We start from the raw sequence: 20,380 nt of genomic DNA, 5'->3' as shown, positions 1-20,380 counted from the left end.
AGCGTCATGACCGGTACGCCCTCCGCGCGACGGCTGGTGCTGCTGGGGGCGACCGGCTCCATCGGGGCCCAGACCCTCGAGGTCCTGGCCCGGTATCCGGACATCGCCCGACTGCACGGCCTCGCCGTCGGCGGCTCGCGCCCGGATGTCGTCGCCGATCAGGTGGCGCGTCACCGCCCTGAGCGGCTCGTCGTCGCCGATCCTGCGCGTGCCGAGGCCGTCGAGCGGGCCGTGACGCTCGCCTGCAGCGCGGCCGGCATCACCGCACCCTCGATCGAGGCCGGCCAGCAGGCGGTCGTCGACCTCGCCGGCTCCCTCGGGGGGCAGGACGTCGTGCTCAACGCGATCACCGGCTCCGTCGGTCTGCTGCCCACGCTCTCCGCCCTCGCCAGCGGTGCCCGCCTGGCCCTGGCCAACAAGGAGTCCCTCGTGGTCGGCGGCCACCTGGTCACCGACGCCGCCGCGCCGGGGCAGATCCTCCCGGTCGACTCCGAGCACACCGCGATCGCGCAGGCCCTCGCCGGGGTGCGTCCGGATCAGGTGGATCGCCTGGTCGTGACCGCTTCCGGGGGACCCTTCCGCGGGCGGAGCCGTGCCGAGCTCGGCGCCGTCACGCCGGAGCAGGCGCTCGCGCACCCCACCTGGGCGATGGGACGCGTGATCACCACGAACTCGGCGACCCTGGTCAACAAGGCTCTCGAGGTCGTCGAGGCCTGCTTCCAGTTCGATCTGCCCGAGGACCGCGTCGACGTGGTCGTCCATCCGCAGTCGATCGTGCACTCCATGGCCACCCTGGTCGACGGCTCGACGATCGCGCAGGCGAGCCCGCCCGATATGCGCCACGCCATCGGCTGGGCGCTCGCCCACCCCGAGAAGCTGCCCGGTCTCGCCGCCTCGCTCGACTTCACAACCGCCCAGTCGTGGACCTTCGAGCCGGTCGACGAGGTGACCTTCCCGGCGATCTCGATCGCCCGGGCGGCGCATCGTGAGGGCGGGGGAGCGATGGCCGCGTACAACGCCGCGAACGAGGAGGCCGTCGAGGCGTTCTTCACGGGCGGCCTCAGCTTCCTCGGCATCGTCGAGATGATCCGCGCCGTCCTCGAGCATCCGGGGCGCCCCCGCGCCGAACTCGCCGCCGGGGTCGACGGCGTGCTCGCCGTCGAGAGCTGGGCCCGCGACACCGCCCGCATCCTGATCTCTGAGGGAACCACGAAGATCCCCGGGGTCTCCACGACCTCCTCGAACCCCACGAATCCCGCAGGCCCCGCGAGCTCCGAGACCGAGCGATGAGCATCGCGCTGTTCGCGCTCGGGGTGCTCGTGGTCGGGCTCGGGCTCGCGCTCTCGATCGCTCTGCACGAGGTCGGCCACCTGGTCCCGGCCAAGCTGTTCGGCGTCCGCGTCACCCAGTACATGATCGGCTTCGGGCCGACGGTGCTCTCCCGCACCCGCGGCGAGACCGAGTACGGGCTCAAGGCGATCCCGCTGGGCGGGTACATCCGCATGATCGGCATGTTCCCGCCGCACAAGGGGGAGCCGGAGGGCACCATCCGCGAGGACTCCACCGGATTCCTGCAGCAGATGTCGCAGATGTCCGAGGACGCCAAGGAGTTCGAGTCCTCGCAATACGGGCAGGAGGACGCTCATCGCACGTTCGTCGCGCTGTCCGTGCCGAAGAAGCTCGTGGTCATGCTGGGCGGGCCCACCATGAATCTGCTGATCTCGATCGTGCTGATGACCGTGATGGTCAGCGGCATCGGACTGCCCGCGGTGACCCCCACGGTGCAGTCGGTCTCGGAGTGCGTGCTCCCGGCCGAAGCCCCTGCCGATGCTGGCTGCGAGGGCGAGCAGGAGGCCCCGGCCCTCGCCGCGGGGATCCGCCCCGGGGACACGCTGCAGGAGATCGACGGGCATCCGATCGACACCTGGTCAGATGTGACCGTGGCGATCCGGGCGAGCGGGGACCGCACCGTCCCCGTCGTCGTCGAGCGGGACGGCGAGACTCTGCATCTCGAGGCCACCCCGATCGTGGATGCCCGTCCCGTGCTCGATGCGGACGGCGCCGCGGTCTATGACGCCAACGGCGACCTGATGACCGAGCAGGTCGGCTTCCTCGGTGTCTCGGGCACCCCGGATCTGGTTCCGCAGTCGCCGGCGCTCGTGCCGGAGATGGCGTGGTCCGCGTTCACGCAGACGGGGAAGATCATCCTGACCCTGCCGGTGCGGCTATATGACGTGGCGCAGGCTGCGTTCGGCAGCGAGGAGCGCGATCCCAACGGCCCGCTCGGCGTCGTCGGGGTGTCGCGCCTCGCCGGTGAGGTCGCCTCCGCGGACCAGCCGGGCTTCGAGCTCAAGGAGAAGGCCGCGACCCTGATCTCGATGCTGGCGTCGCTGAACATGGCGCTGTTCGTGTTCAACCTGGTGCCGCTGCTGCCCCTGGACGGCGGGCATGTCCTGGGTGCGCTGATCGAGGGCGTCCGGCGGCGGATCGCCCGCTGGCGAGGACGGCTCGATCCCGGGCCGGTGGACATGTCGCGGCTGCTGCCGCTGACGAATGCGGTCGCGATCATCTTCATCCTCATGACGGTGCTGCTGCTCTACGCCGACATCGTCAAACCCATCACGCTCTTCCCCTGACGCCGCGTCCCTGACCGACGTCGGTCCTCGCGGATGCCGCCTCGGGAACGTATCCGGTGCCCCGAAACCATGTGCCTCGCGCCACGACAGGCGTGCAGGAGCGGTGGAGGTGTCGCACCTGACCCTCCAGAGCGTCGGGACGAGTCCATAATGGAGGGGTGACTTCAGTGAGCCTCGGCATCCCCTCCGTCAAGACGCCGCCTCCGGTCCTCGCACCGCGGCGGACGACCCGCAAGGTCAAGCTCGGCGATCTCTACGTCGGCGGCGACGCACCCATCACGGTGCAGTCGATGACCACGACCCCGACGCATGACATCAACGCGACCCTCCAGCAGATCGCGGAGCTGACCGCCGCGGGCTGCGACATCGTGCGCGTGGCCTGTCCTCGGCAGGAGGACGCCGACGCCCTCGCGGCGATCGCGGCGAAGTCCCCGATCCCGGTGATCGCCGACATCCACTTCCAGCCGAAGTACGTCTTCGCCGCGATCGAGGCTGGCTGCGCGGGGGTCCGCGTGAACCCGGGCAACATCCGTCGCTTCGACGATCAGATCAAGGACATCGCCCAGGCCGCCAAGGACCACGGCACCGCGCTGCGCATCGGCGTCAACGCCGGCAGCATCGACCAGCGGATGATGACGGGCGACCGCGTCACCCCCGAGGCCCTCGTGGCGTCCGCGAAGTGGGAGGCGTCCCTGTTCGAGGAGCACGACTTCCACGACTTCGGCATCTCGGTGAAGCACAACGACCCCGTGATCATGGTCGAGGCCTACCGTCAGCTCTCCGCGGAGGGCGACTGGCCCCTGCACCTCGGCGTCACCGAGGCGGGCCCGGCGTTCCAGGGCACCATCAAGTCCTCCGTCGCCTTCGGCATCCTGCTGAGCGAGGGCATCGGTGACACCATCCGTGTGTCGCTGTCGGCCCCGCCGGTCGAGGAGGTCAAGGTCGGCATCCAGATCCTGCAGTCGCTGAACCTCAAGGATCGCAAGCTCGACATCGTCTCGTGCCCCTCCTGCGGCCGCGCCCAGGTGGACGTCTACAAGCTCGCCGACGAGGTCACCGAGGGGCTCAAGCACCTCGAGGTGCCGCTGCGTGTGGCCGTCATGGGCTGCGTCGTCAACGGCCCGGGCGAGGCCCGCGAGGCCGATCTCGGTGTCGCCTCCGGCAACGGCAAGGGCCAGATCTTCGTCAAGGGCAAGGTCATCAAGACCGTGCCCGAGTCGGACATCGTCCCGACGCTGCTGGCCGAGGCGAACCGCATCGCCGCCGAGATGGAGGGTGAAGACGCCGAGGCGCCCGGTGCCCCGTCGGTCTCTGTGAGCTGATCGCGCGTGTTCCGTCGCGGAGGGCGGGTTCGAGCAGTTCGTCCCGCGGGGCTGGACGTCGCGATCGCGCATGCCCTGAGGGACCCGGCGACCAATGCCCTGGCCGGTGCGCGTCTGCGCGATGTGGGCCGCAGCGCCTCCGTGGCGCAGGAGTTCTCGCTGGCAGGGGATGAGACCCGGCCCGACGGCCTGCTGTGGCACGGCGTGAACCTGTCTCCGATGTCGGCGACCGGTCTCGCCCTGGGAGAGTTCGGAAGATTCCTCTCGGCTCGGAACCGGCGGGCCAGCTCCGTGGTCGGCGACCGCGCCGCGGTCGAGGCGATGTGGCAGCACCTCGCGCCGGGCTGGGGTCCTGATGTGCGCGAGTACCGGTGGAGCCAGCCGCTGCTCAGCGCGCAGGATGAGGTCATGTCCGGTGCTTCGCAGCTGCGGGCGGCGCTGCCGGGCGAGGAGCGAGCGGTGTTCCCGGCCGCCGTGGCGATGTTCCGCGAGGAGGTCGGCATCGATCCCCTGCTCGGCGACGGCGGCCGCTCCTACCGGACCAGGATCGATGACCTGATCCACCTGGGCCGGACCTACGTGATCATCGAGGACGGCGAGGTGCTGTTCAAGGCCGACGTCGGCGCCCTGTTCGGTCCCGTCGCCCAGATCCACGGAGTGTGGGTGCGACCGGATCAGCGGGGGCGAGGCGTGGGCCGTGCGGCCATGGCGGACCTGGTGCGACAGGTGCGCCGAGACCACGCTCCGCAGGTCACCCTGTACGTCAACGACTTCAACGAACCGGCCCGCCGCGCCTATGCCGCCGCCGGATTCCACCAGATCGGCGAGCTCACCACGATCCTGTTCTGAGTGTTCTGAGTGTTCTGCGCCGGTACGGAACCGGGAAATCCGGTGGTGTGGAGCGACGGGGATGCCTAGCCTGCTCAGATGAGCGAGAACCATCGGCGGCACCAAACACACGACGTCGACCTTCCCGGCGGCCACCTCATCCTCCTGGTCGGGCCCCCGGCGGTCGGCAAGTTGAGCGTCGCCACGGAGATCGGGCGCAGGACGGGCGCGATCGTCGTCGACAACCACCTGGTCAACAACGCGGTGTTCGTCCCGATGGGCCTGGGCCGTGGTCTCGGGGTCGAGCTGGCCGATACCGACGCGCTGCGGGGCCGGGTCCTCGACGTCGTCCTGGAATCGACCCATCTGGCCCCGCCCGGACTCAGCCACGTCTTCACGATCTGGCTGCCCGACGGTCCCGGGAACGCCGCGCATGTCGATCGACTGCGGGCTCTGGCTGGCCGTCGCGGAGCCCGATTCGTGCCGGTCTGGCTGACGGCGTCGCCGGAGGCGCTTCTGGCACGCATCGACGCGCCGGGGCGCGCGGAGCGCAGCAAGCTCACCGACCCCGAGGTGCTGCGCGATCTTCTCGAGCTGCCGGTCCTGCCACCGCCCGAGGACGCGATCACGCTGGATCTGTCGACCATGGGGCCGGAGGACGCTGCAGCTCAGGTGCTCCACGCCCTGACCTGACGGGGTCGGCCCGCGTCAGATTCGCAGGGTCACGTCGACGCGAGCGCGTCGAGCGTGAGCAGCACGTTCGCCGCGGTCCAGGCGAGCGGGGCGACCGCCGCCGGGCGGCCGTCGAAGAGGACCTTCTCCGGCAGGGAGCCCGCATCGGTGCGGTGCGCTGCGAGCCAGCCGAGGATCTCGAGCGCGGCGTCGACCTCTCCGGCCCGGGCGAGGGCGAGGGCGAGCAGGCTCGTCGACGGGGTCCAGCTGACGCCGTCCTCGCGCCAGGACGCCCCCGGGGCGATGCCGCCTCCCGGACGGGCGAGCTCCTGACGCAGGTCCAGCAGCTGCTGGGCCGATGCCACACCGTGGCATCCGGTCGCATCGAGGACGGCGAGAGCGGAGTCGGATCCGCCGCGGCGCCGGTAGCGCTGGAAGCCATGGGCGCCGAAGGAGTCGGTCAGCACCGCGGAGAACGAGCGGGCGGCCTCCTGGTCCTTGTCGTCCCCGGTCAGCTCGCCGACGGCGCGCAGACCCGCCAGGGCGCTGGCCATGAGGCCGAGCGTCACGGCGCGCTCGCGCACCTCCCAGTAGTCGGGGGAGACGGGAGGCATTTCGGTCCCGTCCTGCGTCTCCCGGAGCAGCGCATCGCGGGTGGTGCTGATCAGGGGCGCGAAGTCCTCGAGGAGCTGGGGCCGGTCGGCATCGGGAACGGTCCGCGCGACCTCGGAGAGAGCCCACAGCACCAGACCGGTGCCGTCGAACTGGCGGTCCCTGCCATCCGGTGCCCGATCTGTGCCCGGTGCATAGCGCGCCTCGAACCACCCATCCTCCGCCTGGATCGACTGCAGATGGGTCAGGACGCCGATCGCGCGGTCCACATGCCCCACGCGGGCGAGCGCGACCGCGCAGAACGCGGCATCCCGCGGCCAGATGTATCGCCAGCTCGTGCTCCAGCCGGCGACCGGGGCGGGCAGATCATCCGCGAGCACCCACAGGTCGCGCAGAGCGGATCCCGCGAGGTCCCGGAGGACGGCGCGCATCTCGTGCCCTTCCTGTGCTTCGTCGACCCGTGATCTCCACGAGGCGGTTCCCTCCCAGAAGTCGTGCGCACGCCGGAGGACGGGGGAGGACGTGGGGAGGCCCGAGTGCAGGCGGGTTCCCGGGAGCAGCTCGGACATCGACTCGGGGGTCCTCACGAGCACGCGTGACTGGTTCGCGGCATAGGCGACGGTCTGCGAGTACAGGGAGATGACGGTGCGCGGGTCCGTGGCGGGGACGGCGAGGCGATAGGTCAGGTACCCGCCGGTTCCCACGACGCCGAGGGCGCCGACGGTGCCCGCCGCACGCAGGGCCTGTCGGCGCGACGTGTGCGAGGATCCGGGATCCTCTCGTGCTCGCGGGTGCATCCTGCCAGGGTACGTCGGTGCTCGTCTGCCGGCACGGCGGCCAGTACGATGGACCCCGCGTCCGCCCCCGGTGGCGGTAGCGCCCAGTCCCTGCTGTGAAAGGCCTGCCCCATGCTCCGTCTGTCGTCGTCGTTCGTCCGCACCCTGCGGGAGGACCCGGCCGACGCCGAGGTCGCCAGCCACAAGCTGCTCGTGCGCGCCGGATACATCCGCCGCAGCGCACCGGGTGTCTACACCTGGCTGCCGCTCGGGCTGAAGGTGCTGCGCAAGGTCGAGGCCATCGTGCGCGACGAGCAGGACGCCATCGGCGGCCAGGAGCTCGTCTTCTCCGCGCTCCAGCCGCGCGAGCCGTACGAGGCCACCGGGCGCTGGGAGGAGTACGGCCCCCAGGTGTTCCGCCTCCAGGACCGCCGCGAGAACGACTACCTGCTCGCGCCCACCCACGAGGAGACGTTCACCCTCACGGTGAAGGATCTGTACAACTCGTACAAGGACCTCCCGGCGATGCTCTACCAGGTGCAGACCAAGTTCCGTGACGAGGCGCGTCCCCGGGCTGGGCTGCTGCGCACCCGCGAGTTCATCATGAAGGACGCCTACTCCTTCGACATCGACGACGCCGGCCTGGACGTCTCCTACGAGAAGCAGCGCGGCGCCTACCAGCGCACCTTCGATCGCCTCGGTCTGCCCACCGTGATCTGCCGCGCCGACGCCGGCGCGATGGGCGGCTCCCGCTCCGAGGAGTTCCTCCACCCCACGCCCGTCGGCGAGGACACCTTCGTGGTCTCCGACGGCGGCTACGCCGCCAACGTCGAGGCCGTCACGACCGTCGCCCCGCCGGCCCTGGACGAGGCCGCCATCGCCGGGCTGCCCGCGATGCACGTCGAGGACACCCCGTGGGCGAGCACCATCGCCGCGCTCACGGACTTCTCCAACGAGGCCTTCCCCGGCACGGGCCCCATCACGGAGTCGGGGGAGTGGACCCGCTACGAGATGCTCAAGCACCTCGTCTACCTGCTCACCTACCCCGACGGCAGCACCGAGCCGCTGGTCATCGCGCTGCCCGGCGACCGCGAGGTCGACGAGAAGCGCCTCGAGTCCGCAGTCGCGCCCGCCGTCGCCGCACCGTTCACCGATGCCGACTTCGCCAAGCACCCCGTGCTGACGAAGGGCTACATCGGCCCGGAGGGCCTGGGCCTGGAATCTCCCTCGGAGATCCGCTACCTCGTGGACCCTCGCGTCGCCCCCGGCACCTCCTGGGTCGCCGGCGCCGGCGAGAAGGACAAGCACGTCTACGACCTCGTCTTCGGCCGCGACTTCACCGCCGACGGCACCGTCGAGGCCGCCGAGGTGCGCGACGGGGACCCTGCGCCCGACGGCTCGGGCCCGATGCGACTGACCCGTGGCATGGAGATGGGACACATCTTCCAGCTGGGCCGCAAGTACGCCGAGGCGCTCGACCTCAAGGTGCTCGACGTGAACGGCAAGGCGGTCGTGGTCACGATGGGCTCCTACGGCATCGGCGTGACCCGCGCCGTCGCCGCCATCGCCGAGCTCCACCACGACGACAAGGGACTGGTGTGGCCCCGTCAGGTCGCCCCGGCCGACGTGCACATCATGGCGACCGGCAAGACGCCGGAGATCTTCGAGGAGGCCGAGCGGATCGGCATCGAGCTCGAGTCCCGCGGCCTCGAGGTGCTCTACGACGACCGCCCCAAGGTCTCCCCGGGCGTGAAGTTCAAGGACGCCGAGCTGCTGGGCATCCCCACCTCCGTGGTGGTCGGCAAGGGCCTGGCGACCGGCGTGGTCGAGATCCGGGACCGCGCGACGGGATCCATCGAGGAGGTCGCCCCCGAGGCGGCCGTCGAGGCCCTGGTGTCGGCGGTGCGCGGGGCCTGAGCCCCCAGCAGGGCCGCCGCTGCCAGCCGGCGGCGGCCCCGGGCAGCGGTGCTCAGCCGCCGTCGCTCGGCGCGGGGTCCTCGATCTCGAGGCCGGGCAGCGGGGGCATCTCCTCCGTGCGGGTGGCCAGCAGCTCGCCCTCCTGCATCGTGGCGAGGATCGACAGCGGACGGCGGTCGAACGGGGCGGCTCCGACCAGCGCGGCATGATCCACCAGCAGGCCCTCGGCGAGCATCCTCGGGAGCTCCGCGGCCATCCGGTCGTCCAGCGTGCCGCCGGGAAGCGCGTAGACGGCCTGACGGGGCACGACCGGGGCGCCGTCCTCCTCCGCGATCGCCGCGAGGGATTCTGCGCGAGCGCGATGGCGGTCGCTGTGGGCGAGGTCCGCCTCGCGCTCGCCGGCGTCCGTGGTCCGGGCCGCGAGCACCTCGTAGAGGTAGCCGACGTACCACTCCTCCTGCTGCGCCCGCTCGATCGTGGAGTGGTAGTCCACCTCGGCGCCCACCGTCGCCGGGTCCGTCGTCGGCACCTCGCGCGAGGGCACGATCTCCTCCGCCGGGCGCAACGGGGCCACCTCGCCCGCCGCAGCGGCGACGTGGAGGCGTCGTGCGCTCCATGCCGAATGCGCCGCGATCGCCACGACCGGACGGGCGAGGGATCCGGAGACCTGCCGTGCCGCATCGGCCGCGAGCAGCCGCAGCTCCACCAGCACCGCGAGGAGCCCTGCTGCGTCCGTCGGCGCGTCGGAGGGCGGGGGAGGAGACGTCGAGGCCGGGTCGGAGCCGGCCGTCGCCGCGCGCTCGGCCTCGGCACCGGTCAGCAGGGCCGCACGCTGTGCGGGCAGTGCGGCGACCAGCATCGACAGCACGCCGGGCAGCGCGGGGCCCGTCGAACCATCGGCGGTGGCGCCGGAGGGGTCGGGCGCCCCGTCGTCCGAGTCCGAGTCTCCGTCTGAGCCCGCGAGCGCCTCCGCACCGGCGATCGCGCGGTCCAGCACGTCGAGCAGATCAGCCCGGTACAGGTCATCGATCCCGGGCGGAGGGGGCGTGTAGGCCTCGGGCCCGCCTACGGCGATCCGTCCGCATCCGGGCAGCCCGGCGAGGGCGAGGACGCCCAGGGCGCCCGACGCCAGGACCCTGCGCCGCGAGGGAAGTCGGGCAGCAGAGGGGGAGTCGGTGGGAAGGAGCACAGGAGGATTCTCGCATCGAGGCCCATCCGGGAGGCATCCGCGCCGCGCGCGCACTATCCTGGGAGTGACCCTGCCGGTGATCTGTCACCGGCGGGCACAGGTACCTATATGCAGGAGGAGGTGAGCGAGCGATGAGCGACCTCGACGGCCAGACGGCCCACACCGCCCTGCGGGAGGCAGCATCCCAGGTCCTGGACAACCATGACCTCGTGCTCGAAGAGATCGTGGTGACAGGCCCCCGCTCGATGCCCGAGGTGCGGCTGATCGTGGATCTGCCCGAGGACCAGCTGGGCAGCGCAGATCTGGACGCCGTCGCGATCGCTTCGCGCGAGCTCTCCGATCTGATCGACGCCGACGACTCCCTGCTGGGCCCCGACCCGGTGGTCCTGGAGATCACCACCCCCGGGGTCGATCGGGAGCTCACCGCCGTGCGCCACTTCCGGCGCTCGCGGGGCCGCCTGCTCTCCCTGACCGTCGACGGCACGCTGTACCGGGCACGACTGCTCGCCGTGACCGCCGGTGACGTCCTGATCCTGCGTCAGGAGCCCGGCCGGGACGACCGCGGCCGCCCGCTCCGTATGCCCCAGGGCACCTCCGAGCGGCTGGATATCCCGGTCGCCGAGGTCTCCACCGCCCAGGTGCAGGTCGAGTTCGACCCGCCTGCTGATCTTGCGCAGCTGATCGCTGACGCTGACGCTGACGCCGACCCCACCGCATCGAAGGAGAGCTGAGATGGACATCGACATGGGTGCCCTGCGGGCCCTCGAACGGGAGCGGGACATCCGCCTGCCCGTCCTGCTGGACGCGATCCGTTCCGCTCTGCACGCCGCCTACCTGCACACCGATCATCCGGTGCGGGATTCCGAGGTGATCATCGACGAGCGCACCGGCCAGGTCGCCGTGATGGCGCGCGAGCGCAACTCGGACGGGACCGTCCTGGAGGAATGGGACGACACCCCGGAGAACTTCGGGCGGGTCGCCGCCTCGACGGCGCGACAGGTGATCTTCCAGCGCATCCGCGACCTCGAGGACGAAGCAGTGCTCGGCGAGTATGCCGAGCGGGCCGATGACATCGTCTCCGGGATCATCCAGCAGGGCCGCGATCCCCGGATGGTGCTGGTCGATCTCGGCGAGGTCGAGGCCGTGCTGCCCCCGCACGAGCGGGTCCCGGGGGAGGACTACTCCCACGGCAAGCGCCTGCGCGCCTACGTCACCGAGGCCCGACGGGGACCGAAGGGCCCCCAGATCACGCTCTCGCGCTCGCACCCCAACCTGGTGCGCCGGCTGTTCGCGCTCGAGGTGCCCGAGGTGGCCGACGGCAGCGTCGAGATCACCGGGCTCGCCCGCGAGGCAGGTCACCGCACCAAGATGGCGGTGCATGCGACGGTTCCCGGGATCAACGCCAAGGGCGCCTGCATCGGCCCCATGGGGGCTCGCGTGCGCTCGGTGATGAACGAGCTGGCCGGCGAGAAGATCGACATCGTCGACTTCCACGAGGACCCCGCCACGTTCGTCGCCAACGCGCTCTCGCCCTCGAAGGTCTCCAGCGTCACGGTCATCGACGAGGTGGGCCGTGCGGTCCGCGCCGTCGTGCCCGCCGGGCAGTTCTCGCTCGCCATCGGCAAGGACGGGCAGAACGCGCGCCTGGCCGCCAAGCTCACCGGGTGGAAGATCGACATCCGCCCGGACGACGATCCGAACGCGTACCCCGCCTCCGCCCAGGAGGCGGTGGAGGAGAGCGCGTCCGTCCCGGTGGCCCACACCGCCGCCCCGACGGATGAGGCGCCTGCTCAGGCCGATCGGGCGCCCGCTGCCGGAGATGCCGTCCCCGAGGACTGAGCTGCCACGGATCTGACGGAGTGAGGTGTGGCCCACGCCTCCCGGGTGAGCGCCCGTCGCGGCGCGTCCGCTACACTGGGGAGGCTGTTCGTCGAGGTGTGATGCAGACTGCACGCGGTCTGGATCATGGTCCGATGGAAGCGTCCGGAACGGAGGTGGAGGCGTGGTCACCCACTCTGCACCCCATCGTCCCGAGCGCACGTGCGTCGGCTGCCATCAGGTGGCCCCGCGCGACCAGCTGGTGCGTCTGGTCCGGGAGTCCGCTCCCGGAGGCGTCATCCCGCGAGTCCTGCCCGATCCGACCGGATCGGCCATGGGTCGCGGTGCGTGGCTCCATCCCGAGGCATCATGTCTCGAGCTCGCTGTGAAGCGAGGCGGCTTCGCCCGGTCCTTCCGGGGCGGCGTCGACACCGGGCATCTCGTCCAGGACCTCGAGAACTCCGATTTCACCCGAACGTGGAACAGGTAGAAGAACCATGGATATCCGATGAGTACTCACCAATGAGCACCCTCAGGAATTAATGGTCCGCGCCCTCTTGTCGGCCGGACCGAGACAGGAGAAATGTGGCTAAGGTCCGCGTCCACGAGCTCGCCAAGGAGCTCGGACACCCCAGCAAGGCCGTTCTGCAGAAGCTGCAGGACATGGGCGAATTCGTTCGCTCCGCATCCTCGACCATCGAGGCGCCCGTCGCCCGTCGGCTGCGTGAGGAGCTCCCCGCCAAGGGTGGGGACAGCTCGTCCGAGAAGAGCGGCACCGCCGCCCCCGCAGGCGACGCAGAGCGCAAGTCCGGTGGAGCGCCCAAGCCGGGCGGTGCCCCCAAGCCCGGCAGCGCCCCCAAGCCCGGCTCGAAGCCCGCCCCGGCCGCTCCGGAGCAGCCCGCAGCATCGGCTCCCGAACCGACCCCGGCACCCTCCGCCCCCGTGGAGAAGGCCGAGCAGCCCGCTCCGTCCGAGCAGGCCGCCGAGACCGCCGCGAAGCCCGCGAGCGATCAGCCGTCCGAGCCCGCCGAGAAGCCGGCGACCGACGGTCCCTCTGCGTCCGCCAGCAGCGCGCCGAAGCCCGGTGCTGCGCGCCCGGCGCCCGCTCCGAAGCCCGGTGGCGAGCGTCCCGCGCCCCGCCCCGGTGCAGCACGCCCCGGCAACAACCCCTTCGCCAGCTCGCAGGGCATGCCCCGCGCCGGGTCCCGCAAGCCGGGCCAGGGCGGCGGCCGTCCCGCACGAGACGGCGCTCCGCGTGAGGGCGCGCCGCGTCCGGGCGGTCCCCGTCCGGGCAACAACCCCTTCGCGACCTCGCAGGGGATGCCCCGTCCCGGATCCAAGCCCCAGGGCCAGGGTCGCAGCGGCGATCAGGCCGGTGCCGGTCGTCCCGCCGCCCGTGAGGGTGCGGCTCCCCGTCCGCCCCGTCCCGGGATGCCCACCCCCGGCATCATGCGCCAGCACTCCTCCGGCGGTCTGGCCGATGCCCGTCCCGGCGGCGGCGACAACCGCGGCCGCGGTGGTCGTTCCGGTGGCGGCCCCGGTGCTCGTCCCGGCGGCGGCCCCGGTGGTCCCGCAGGTGGCGGCGGTCCCCGCGGTCGCGGTGGTCGCGGCAGCACGCAGGGTGCCTTCGGTCGTGGTGGCAAGCCCGCCCGTTCGCGCAAGTCGAAGCGTGCGAAGCGCGCAGAATTCGAGCAGATGTCGGCGCCCGCACCGGGCGGCGTCTCGATCCCGCGCGGCGACGGCAACACCCCGATCCGCCTGCGCCGGGGAGCCTCGCTCTCCGACTTCGCCGACCGCATCGATGTGAACCCCGCGTCGCTGATCACGGTGCTCTTCGCGATGGGCGAGATGGCCACGGCCACGCAGTCGCTGAACGAGGACACCTTCGATCTGCTCGGCACCGAGCTGGGCTACAAGATCGAGATCGTCTCCCCGGAGGACGAAGAGCGCGAGCTGCTCGGACAGTTCGACATCGATCTCGATGCCGAGCTCGCCGAGGAGGACGACGAGGACCGCGTGCCGCGTCCGCCCGTGGTCACCGTCATGGGTCACGTCGACCACGGCAAGACCCGCCTGCTCGACACGATCCGTAAGGCGACCGTCGGCGCAGGCGAGGCCGGCGGCATCACCCAGCACATCGGTGCCTACCAGGTCCCGGTGGAGCACGAGGGCGTCGATCGTGCACTGACCTTCATCGATACCCCGGGCCACGAGGCGTTCACCGCCATGCGTGCCCGCGGTGCGGACGTCACCGACATCGCGATCCTCGTGGTCGCCGCCGATGACGGAGTCATGCCGCAGACCATCGAGGCGCTCAACCACGCCCAGGCGGCCAACGTGCCGATCGTGGTCGCGGTCAACAAGATCGACAAGCCGGATTCGAACCCGCAGAAGATCCGCCAGCAGCTCACCGAGTACAACCTGGTGGCCGAGGAGTACGGCGGCGAGACGATGTTCGTCGACGTCTCCGCTCGGGAGAACCAGAACATCGAGGCGCTGCTCGAGGCCGTCCTGCTCACCGCGGACGCCGCGCTGGAGCTGACCGCGAACGCGGACAAGGACGCTCGTGGCGTGTCCATCGAGGCGAACCTGGACCGCGGTCGCGGCCCGGTCGCCACGGTGCTCGTCCAGCAGGGAACCCTGCGGGTCGGCGACGCGATCGTCTGCGGCACCGGTCACGGCCGCGTGCGTGCCATGCTCGACGAGAACGGCGAGAACATCACCGAGGCAGGCCCGTCCCGCCCGGTGCAGGTCCTCGGTCTCACCTCGGTGCCCGGCGCCGGTGACTCCTTCCTGGTCGCCCAGGACGAGCGCACCGCCCGCCAGATCGCCGAGAAGCGCGAGGCCGCCAAGCGTGCCGCCGCGCTGTCCAAGGCCCGCAAGCGCATCAGCCTGGAGGACATCACCAAGTCGATGGCCGACGGCAAGGTCGAGACCCTCAACCTCATCCTCAAGGGTGACGCCGCCGGTGCCGTCGAGGCGCTGGAGGAGTCGCTGCTCGGGATCGAGGTCGGAGACGGCGTCGATCTGCGGATCATCGACCGCGGTGTCGGTGCGATCACGATGAACAACATCAACCTCGCCGTCGCGTCGGACGCCATCATCATCGGCTACAACGTGCGGGCCGAGGGCCTCAACGCGGAGTACGCCGACCGCGAGGGCGTGGAGATCAAGTACTACTCGGTCATCTACAACGCCATCGACGAGGTCGAGCAGGCCCTCAAGGGCATGCTCAAGCCGGAGTACGAGGAGGTCGAGCTCGGCTCGGCGGAGATCCGCGAGATCTTCCGCTCCTCCAAGTTCGGCAACATCGCCGGCTCGATCGTCCGCGGCGGCCTCATCAAGCGAGGCGGCAAGGCGCGCATCACCCGTAACGGAGTGGTCGTCACGGAGAGCCTCGAGATCGCCGGGCTGCGTCGCTACAAGGACGATGTCACCGAGGTCCGCGAGGGCTACGAGTGCGGCATCAACCTGGGATCCTTCAACGACCTGCAGATCGGTGACGTCGTCACGACGTACGAGATGCAGGAGAAGCCCCGCAGCTGATCCGATACCGGCCGGGCGCCCCGCGGCGCCCGGCCGCATCCGCAGGGGAGGAGAGCCGCATGTCCGTCGCGACTCTCCTCCCCTGCAGCTGTCCTCCCGGACGCGCCCGGACGGACACCTCCTCCGGGGCCGGGACGCCCCCTGCCCGGCGACGATCCTGCTGCCGACATCCCTCCTCACCCCTCGCAGATCCTCACCCCGATCAGGAGATTGACCGATCATGAACGACAGCCCCCGCGCCCTCAAGCTCGCCGACCGCATCAAGGTCATCGTGGCGACCATGCTCGACACTCGGGTCAAGGACCCGCGCCTCGGGTTCGTGACCATCACCGATGTGCGCGTCAGCGGCGACCTCCAGCATGCGACGCTCTTCTACACCGTCTTCGGCACGGACGAGGAGCGCGAAGGTACCGGCGCAGCCCTCGTGAGCGCCACCGGCATGCTCCGCCGCGAGGTGGGCCGACAGACCGGCGTGCGCCTGACCCCGACCCTCGAGTTCATCGCCGATGCGATCCCCGAGAACGCCCGCGTCATCGAGGACCTCCTCTCCGAGGCCCGCGGCCGCGACGCCGAGCTCGCGAAGTCGAAGGAGGGCGCGGCCTACGCCGGCGACGCCGATCCCTATCGCGTCCCCCGCGAGGACGAGGACGAGGACGACGAGATCGACGAGGACGAGACCGACGACGAGACCGACGACTCGGACGAGGTCGACGGCGAGACCGCTGCCGATCGCGAGGACGAGCAGGGCCCGTCGACCGGTGTCAGCGGGCGCGAGGGCGTGTGAGCGCCCCGCACGGCATCCTGCTGGTCGACAAGGCGCCGGATCGCACGAGCCACGACGTCGTGGCCCGGGTGCGCTGGCTGCTGGGAACCAAGAAGGTCGGCCACGCCGGCACCCTGGACCCCATGGCCACGGGCCTGCTGATCCTGGGGATCGGCCAGGGCACCCGGCTGCTGACCCATCTGGTGGGACTGGACAAGACCTATGAGGCCACGATCCGCCTCGGCCTGTCCACGACCACCGATGATCGTGAGGGCGAACCGATCGGGACGCCGAGCGATACCGGGGGGATCACCGACGCCTCGATACATCAGCAGCTCGAGCAGCTCCGCGGTGACATCCAGCAGGTGCCCTCGACCGTCAGCGCCATCAAGGTCGACGGCAAGCGCGCGTATGCCCGTGCCAGAGCGGGGGAGCAGGTCGAGCTGGCCGCACGCCCGGTCCGGATCTCCCAGTTGGACGTGACGGCGCGCCGCGAGAGCGACGGCTATGTCGACCTCGACGCCGTGGTCACCTGTTCCTCGGGAACCTATGTGAGGGCTCTGGCCCGGGACCTGGGCGCCGCACTGGGCGTGGGAGGCCATCTCACGGCCCTGCGCCGCACCAGCATCGGTCCGTTCACGGTGGACGACGCCGTGCCGGTTCCGGCTCGGGGCGAGGGCGATGACGTGCACCTGCCCCTGCGGGGACTGGGCCGCAGCGCGGGCGCCGTGCTGCCCACCCTGAGCGTCTCCGCCGAGGAGGCGCGGGATCTCGCGGACGGCCGGCGCATCCCGCGAGCCGCGGCGCCCTCTGCGGCGCCTGCGTTCCCCCGGAGCGCCCCGAGGGGCGGGGGAGAGGAGCTGGACCTGGTCGCCGCTCTCGACGCCGACGGAGCCCTCTGCGCCGTGCTCCGTCCCGACGGCTCGAGCTGGCGTCCCGCCCTCGTGATCCCGCTCGAGGCACGGTGCTGACCGACGGACGGTGCTGACCGACGGACGGTGCTGACCGACGGACGGACGCTGTCGGCCCTACATCATGACGAAGCCTCCTCCCGGAATCCGGGAGGAGGCTTCGTCATGCGTGGGCGGGCGTCCGCTCAGTAGTGGGACTCGACGCGAGTGCCCATCGACGCCCAGTCGTAGAGCCACTTCGCATCGGACACGGTCATGTTGATGCAGCCATGCGATCCGGAGTACCCGAAGGACGAGCGCCACGGTGCTCCATGGAAGCCGTAGCCGTTATGGAAGTACTGCACCCACGGCACATCCGGGGTGAGGTAGTACTTCTCGTGCCCCTCGGGGTAGTACGCGGCATTGGTCATGTCCTGACGGTCATACCGCAGGTAGATCTCGAAGGAGCCGGTGACGGTCTCGTTCCCCTCCTTGCCGTCGACGATGGACCGCGGGCCCCACACGGGGGTGTCGCCGACGTAGGCGGTGACCGTCTTGTTGCTCAGGTTGACGTCGATCCACTTCTCGCCGGTGGGCTTGTCGGCGGGAGTCTCCTCGTCGGAATCCTTGGACTTGTCCTTCTCGTCCTTGGACTTCTCGTCCTTGTCCTTCTCGTCCTTCGCGGCGTCCTCGTCCTTCTTGTCCGCGTCCTTCGTGTCGTCGTCCTTCGCGTCCTCGTCCTTCTTGTCCTTCTCGTCGTCCGGGTCCTTCGGCGCGTCGACCTCGTTGACCTCGGCCTTGATCTTCTGAGTCTCGAAGGCGGCCTCGAGGGGGGTGGTGCCCTGCAGGGCGGCGATCAGCTCGTCGGCGACAGCATCGGTGTTGGTGATCTTGAGACCGTCCTCCTTCTCGGCGACCACCTTGACGACCTTGCCGTCCTCGTCAATCTGCTCGATGCCGTCCTTGGCCTCGACGGCGTCATCCGTGGCGCGGTCCGAGACCCACTCGCGCACGGCGTCCTCGTCCACGCTGATCGCCAGCGCCTCGCCGGCCTTGTCCGGAGCCACCGAGAGCCACCCGGAGCGCTTCTCGGCGGAGACCTCGTGGGTCGCGTCGTCCGCGCCCTGGATGGACATCGGCTGCTCGAGCAGGGAGGAGATCGTGCCGACGGTCTCCTCGGCCTCCTCGGTGGTGATCGCCGGGGCGATCTCCTCGATGGGCTGCTCCACGCTGAAGCTCTCGAGCGCGGGGGCCTTCTGCGTCACCGTGTCCACCAGGACCTTCGGGTCCACGCCCTGGCCGTTGCGGCCGGGGACGGCGTTCCACGTCTGCGCGTCCTCATCGAAGGTGACCTCGGCGTCGACAGGCTCGGTCTTGTCCTCGGGGACCAGGCTCTTGGCGAAGTCGGCGACTGCGGCGTCGTCGACGGACACGACCGGGGCGACCGGGTGCTCGCCGGACCAGGTCGACGAGATGACCTCGGCCACGGAGTTCTCGCGGTCGAGAGCGGCTGTCGCGGTGGCGTCGGCATCGACGGTCACCCCGAGATCAGCGAGCGGGACCTCGACCTCCTGATCGCCGGCGGTCACCGCGACGGAGACGCCCTCGCCCTTCTCCGCGACGAGCGCGGAGATCTCGTCAGCGGACTTGCCGGAGACGTCCTGCCCGAGGATGGTGGTCCCCGGGAGCGCGCGATCGTCGAACTGCTTGGCGTAGGCCATCGCGCCACCGGTCAGGGCGACGGCGATCACCGCGAGGATGGCGATCACGATGAGGAGGGCGCGGCGACGGCCGTGGCGGCCGGTGGGTCGGGACGGGCCGCCCAGCGACGCCGATTCGGTCACGTTCGTCATGGATTCTGATCCGTTCTCCGCGGCCGTCTTGTCTGCCCCCGCATGGAACGCCGGAGGGCACAGGGGTCCCTCCCCGGCGCCGCATTGTCCTTCAGAGTAACGGAGCAGGCGTGCTTCGCGACATGCCTGCGCCGCCGAGCTTCGTCACAGGTACGTCACAGCTTGTCCGGCTGTCGGGGCGGCGTCGGGTCTCCAAGGCATCGGACCACGGCTCGGCGACAGGCTCGTCGCACGGGCCCGTCGCCCGCGGGCGAGTGCTCGGGCGTTACAGTGTTCCCCGTTCCTCGGTGCTCCTGCCCGAGATGCTCCGCCCCCGGGTGGAACCCCCGTGGGTGCGTCCGAGCACCCGGCCCTGGAAGGACCTGACCGCGCCGTGACCCGCACCCCCATCTGGCACTCCGTGCAGGACGTGCCCGCCGATCTCGGGGCCACAGCGGTCTCCATCGGGAACTACGACGGGATCCACCGCGGCCATCGCTATGTGCTCGAACAGCTGGTCCACCACGCCGAGACGCGTGGGCTCTCGCCGGTCGCTCTCACCTTCTGGCCGCATCCGCGACACGTCATGGGCACGCCCGGCGAGCCGCCGCTGCTGACCGGGCACGAGGACCGCGACCGCCTGCTCCTCCTCGCCGGCGTCCACGGCGTGTTGGACCTCGAGTTCACCCATGATTTCGCGCTCTACTCCCCGGAGGACTTCGTGCGGGTCTTCCTCGTCGAGGGCCTCGGCATGAAGTGCGTCGTGCTGGGCGAGGACGCTCTGTTCGGCCGGGCGAACGCGGGGGATATCGACACCATGCGCGAACTGGGCAGGAAGTACGGCTTCGAGGTCGTCACGGTCTCCGACCTCGGTCCCGACGGGGAGGAGGGCGGGCGCATCTCCTCCTCGGGAATCCGTGCCGCGCTGCTGACGGGTGACATCGAGCTCGCGACGGAGGGTCTGGGTCGGCTGCACACGGTGACGGACGTCGTCCATCACGGTTTCCAGCGCGGCCGCGAGCTCGGCTTCCCCACGGCGAACCTGGGATCGTCGCCGGCCGGTCTGATCCCGGCCGACGGGGTCTACGCCGGTCATCTCACGGTGGTCGCGCAGGATCGCGCGCACGCCGGGACGGACCCTCTGGCCGGAGCGGCGGCGACCATCTCGATCGGCACCAACCCGACCTTCGAGGTCGACGGCGCTCCCCGGCGCACCGTGGAGGCCTACGTGCACGGCGCCCATGACCTGGACCTCTACGGCGACACGGTGCGGCTCGAGTTCGTGGCCTTCCAGCGTCCGACCCTGAAGTTCGACTCGGTCGAGAGCCTGGTCGAGCAGATGCAGCGGGACGTCGAGGTGACCCGCCGCACTCTGGGTCCCGGTCCCTCCCGTCCGCCTGTCGAGGGCTGATATCCTGGTGCCGCCGTGAATTCGGCCGCGGAGAGTCAGTCCGCCCCACCCAGATGTCTGCAGTGCTCGTCCTCGACGTGCGCCCAGGCAGGGAATCCGGGGCGAGGCTCGCCCAGAGAGCCCGGGACAGCAGGTCCCGGAGCGCCGCGCAACGACCACAGGAGAACC

Annotated in this window: 16 protein-coding genes; 13 read left to right on the top strand and 3 right to left on the bottom strand. The window is 70.8% G+C overall.

Annotated elements, in window-relative coordinates; translation table 11 throughout:
- Positions 1–6: 6 nt before the first annotated feature.
- The 5 genes from dxr to INT49_RS03445 all read left to right on the top strand — a co-directional run bounded on the left by dxr (position 7) and on the right by INT49_RS03445 (position 5,479).
- A complete protein-coding gene (dxr, locus tag INT49_RS03465) occupies positions 7–1,290 on the top strand; it encodes a 1-deoxy-D-xylulose-5-phosphate reductoisomerase (RefSeq protein WP_193116358.1) in 1,284 nt (427 codons plus the stop codon).
- Positions 1,287–2,636: a M50 family metallopeptidase gene (locus INT49_RS03460; protein WP_193116317.1), complete on the top strand. Its 1,350-nt coding sequence runs from the start codon at positions 1,287–1,289 to the stop codon at positions 2,634–2,636. The genes dxr and INT49_RS03460 overlap by 4 nt, the downstream gene beginning before the upstream one ends.
- Positions 2,637–2,794: 158 nt before the next feature.
- On the top strand, positions 2,795–3,958 hold the full coding sequence (gene ispG / locus INT49_RS03455) for a flavodoxin-dependent (E)-4-hydroxy-3-methylbut-2-enyl-diphosphate synthase (RefSeq protein ID WP_193116316.1): 1,164 nt from the start codon (positions 2,795–2,797) through the stop codon (positions 3,956–3,958).
- Positions 3,959–3,964: 6 nt separating this feature from the next.
- On the top strand, positions 3,965–4,807 hold the full coding sequence (locus tag INT49_RS03450; protein ID WP_193116315.1) for a GNAT family N-acetyltransferase: 843 nt from the start codon (positions 3,965–3,967) through the stop codon (positions 4,805–4,807).
- A gap of 78 nt (positions 4,808–4,885) precedes the next feature.
- On the top strand, positions 4,886–5,479 hold the full coding sequence (locus tag INT49_RS03445) for an AAA family ATPase (protein WP_193116314.1): 594 nt from the start codon (positions 4,886–4,888) through the stop codon (positions 5,477–5,479).
- A gap of 29 nt (positions 5,480–5,508) precedes the next feature.
- On the opposite strand, the gene INT49_RS03440 is transcribed toward INT49_RS03445, so the two are convergent.
- Positions 5,509–6,867 (bottom strand): glycoside hydrolase family 15 protein, encoded by a 1,359-nt coding sequence (locus INT49_RS03440; RefSeq protein ID WP_226849665.1) that lies wholly within the window; start codon positions 6,865–6,867, stop codon positions 5,509–5,511.
- Positions 6,868–6,978: 111 nt separating this feature from the next.
- On the opposite strand from INT49_RS03440, the gene INT49_RS03435 reads away from it, so the two are divergent.
- The gene (locus tag INT49_RS03435; protein ID WP_193116313.1) at positions 6,979–8,763 is read left to right on the top strand and encodes a proline--tRNA ligase; all 1,785 of its coding nucleotides are present in this window, start codon (positions 6,979–6,981) and stop codon (positions 8,761–8,763) included.
- A 52-nt stretch (positions 8,764–8,815) separates the two neighbouring features.
- Here INT49_RS03435 and INT49_RS03430 read toward each other — a convergent pair whose 3' ends face one another.
- Positions 8,816–9,952, bottom strand: coding sequence for a DUF4439 domain-containing protein (locus INT49_RS03430; protein ID WP_193116312.1), 1,137 nt, complete (start codon positions 9,950–9,952; stop codon positions 8,816–8,818).
- Between the two features lie 131 nt (positions 9,953–10,083).
- Between INT49_RS03430 and INT49_RS03425 the strand changes: the two genes are divergently transcribed.
- The 6 genes from INT49_RS03425 to truB all read left to right on the top strand — a co-directional run bounded on the left by INT49_RS03425 (position 10,084) and on the right by truB (position 17,050).
- A complete protein-coding gene (locus tag INT49_RS03425) occupies positions 10,084–10,683 on the top strand; it encodes a ribosome maturation factor RimP (protein ID WP_193116311.1) in 600 nt (199 codons plus the stop codon).
- 1 nt (position 10,684) lies between these two features.
- Positions 10,685–11,791: a transcription termination factor NusA gene (nusA, locus tag INT49_RS03420; RefSeq protein WP_226849664.1), complete on the top strand. Its 1,107-nt coding sequence runs from the start codon at positions 10,685–10,687 to the stop codon at positions 11,789–11,791.
- Between the two features lie 163 nt (positions 11,792–11,954).
- Complete coding sequence (locus tag INT49_RS03415; RefSeq protein WP_193116310.1) at positions 11,955–12,260, top strand: YlxR family protein; 306 nt, start codon at positions 11,955–11,957, stop codon at positions 12,258–12,260.
- A 95-nt stretch (positions 12,261–12,355) separates the two neighbouring features.
- Positions 12,356–15,316 carry a translation initiation factor IF-2 gene (gene infB / locus INT49_RS03410; RefSeq protein ID WP_193116309.1) on the top strand — a complete coding sequence of 987 codons (2,961 nt, stop codon included), beginning with the start codon at positions 12,356–12,358 and terminating at the stop codon, positions 15,314–15,316.
- A gap of 220 nt (positions 15,317–15,536) precedes the next feature.
- Positions 15,537–16,100 (top strand): 30S ribosome-binding factor RbfA, encoded by a 564-nt coding sequence (rbfA, locus tag INT49_RS03405; protein ID WP_193116308.1) that lies wholly within the window; start codon positions 15,537–15,539, stop codon positions 16,098–16,100.
- Complete coding sequence (gene truB, locus INT49_RS03400; RefSeq protein ID WP_193116307.1) at positions 16,097–17,050, top strand: tRNA pseudouridine(55) synthase TruB; 954 nt, start codon at positions 16,097–16,099, stop codon at positions 17,048–17,050. Before rbfA ends, truB begins: the two co-directional genes overlap by 4 nt.
- 125 nt (positions 17,051–17,175) lie before the next feature.
- On the opposite strand, the gene INT49_RS03395 is transcribed toward truB, so the two are convergent.
- Complete coding sequence (locus INT49_RS03395) at positions 17,176–18,822, bottom strand: L,D-transpeptidase (RefSeq protein WP_193116306.1); 1,647 nt, start codon at positions 18,820–18,822, stop codon at positions 17,176–17,178.
- Positions 18,823–19,195: 373 nt separating this feature from the next.
- Here INT49_RS03395 and INT49_RS03390 point away from each other — a divergent pair, with 373 nt between their 5' ends.
- Positions 19,196–20,212, top strand: a complete 1,017-nt coding sequence (locus tag INT49_RS03390) for a bifunctional riboflavin kinase/FAD synthetase (RefSeq protein WP_193116305.1) — start codon at positions 19,196–19,198, stop codon at positions 20,210–20,212.
- The last annotated feature ends 168 nt before the right edge of the window (positions 20,213–20,380 follow it).

This window comes from Brachybacterium tyrofermentans (assembly GCF_014897585.1).
Lineage (GTDB): Bacteria > Actinomycetota > Actinomycetes > Actinomycetales > Dermabacteraceae > Brachybacterium > Brachybacterium tyrofermentans.
Note: the sequence above shows the minus strand (reverse complement) of the source record. Positions and strands in the feature narration are given on the sequence as shown.

Bases quoted from the DNA above. Each gene is read 5' to 3' on its own strand.
- dxr (WP_193116358.1), top strand. From the start codon at position 7: ATGACCGGTACGCCCTCCGCGCGACGGCTGGTGCTGCTGGGGGCGACC.
- INT49_RS03460 (WP_193116317.1), top strand. From the start codon at position 1,287: ATGAGCATCGCGCTGTTCGCGCTCGGGGTGCTCGTGGTCGGGCTCGGG.
- INT49_RS03445 (WP_193116314.1), top strand. From the start codon at position 4,886: ATGAGCGAGAACCATCGGCGGCACCAAACACACGACGTCGACCTTCCC.
- INT49_RS03440 (WP_226849665.1), bottom strand. From the start codon at position 6,867: ATGCACCCGCGAGCACGAGAGGATCCCGGATCCTCGCACACGTCGCGC.
- INT49_RS03435 (WP_193116313.1), top strand. From the start codon at position 6,979: ATGCTCCGTCTGTCGTCGTCGTTCGTCCGCACCCTGCGGGAGGACCCG.
- INT49_RS03425 (WP_193116311.1), top strand. From the start codon at position 10,084: ATGAGCGACCTCGACGGCCAGACGGCCCACACCGCCCTGCGGGAGGCA.
- nusA (WP_226849664.1), top strand. From the start codon at position 10,685: ATGGACATCGACATGGGTGCCCTGCGGGCCCTCGAACGGGAGCGGGAC.
- rbfA (WP_193116308.1), top strand. From the start codon at position 15,537: ATGAACGACAGCCCCCGCGCCCTCAAGCTCGCCGACCGCATCAAGGTC.
- INT49_RS03395 (WP_193116306.1), bottom strand. From the start codon at position 18,822: ATGACGAACGTGACCGAATCGGCGTCGCTGGGCGGCCCGTCCCGACCC.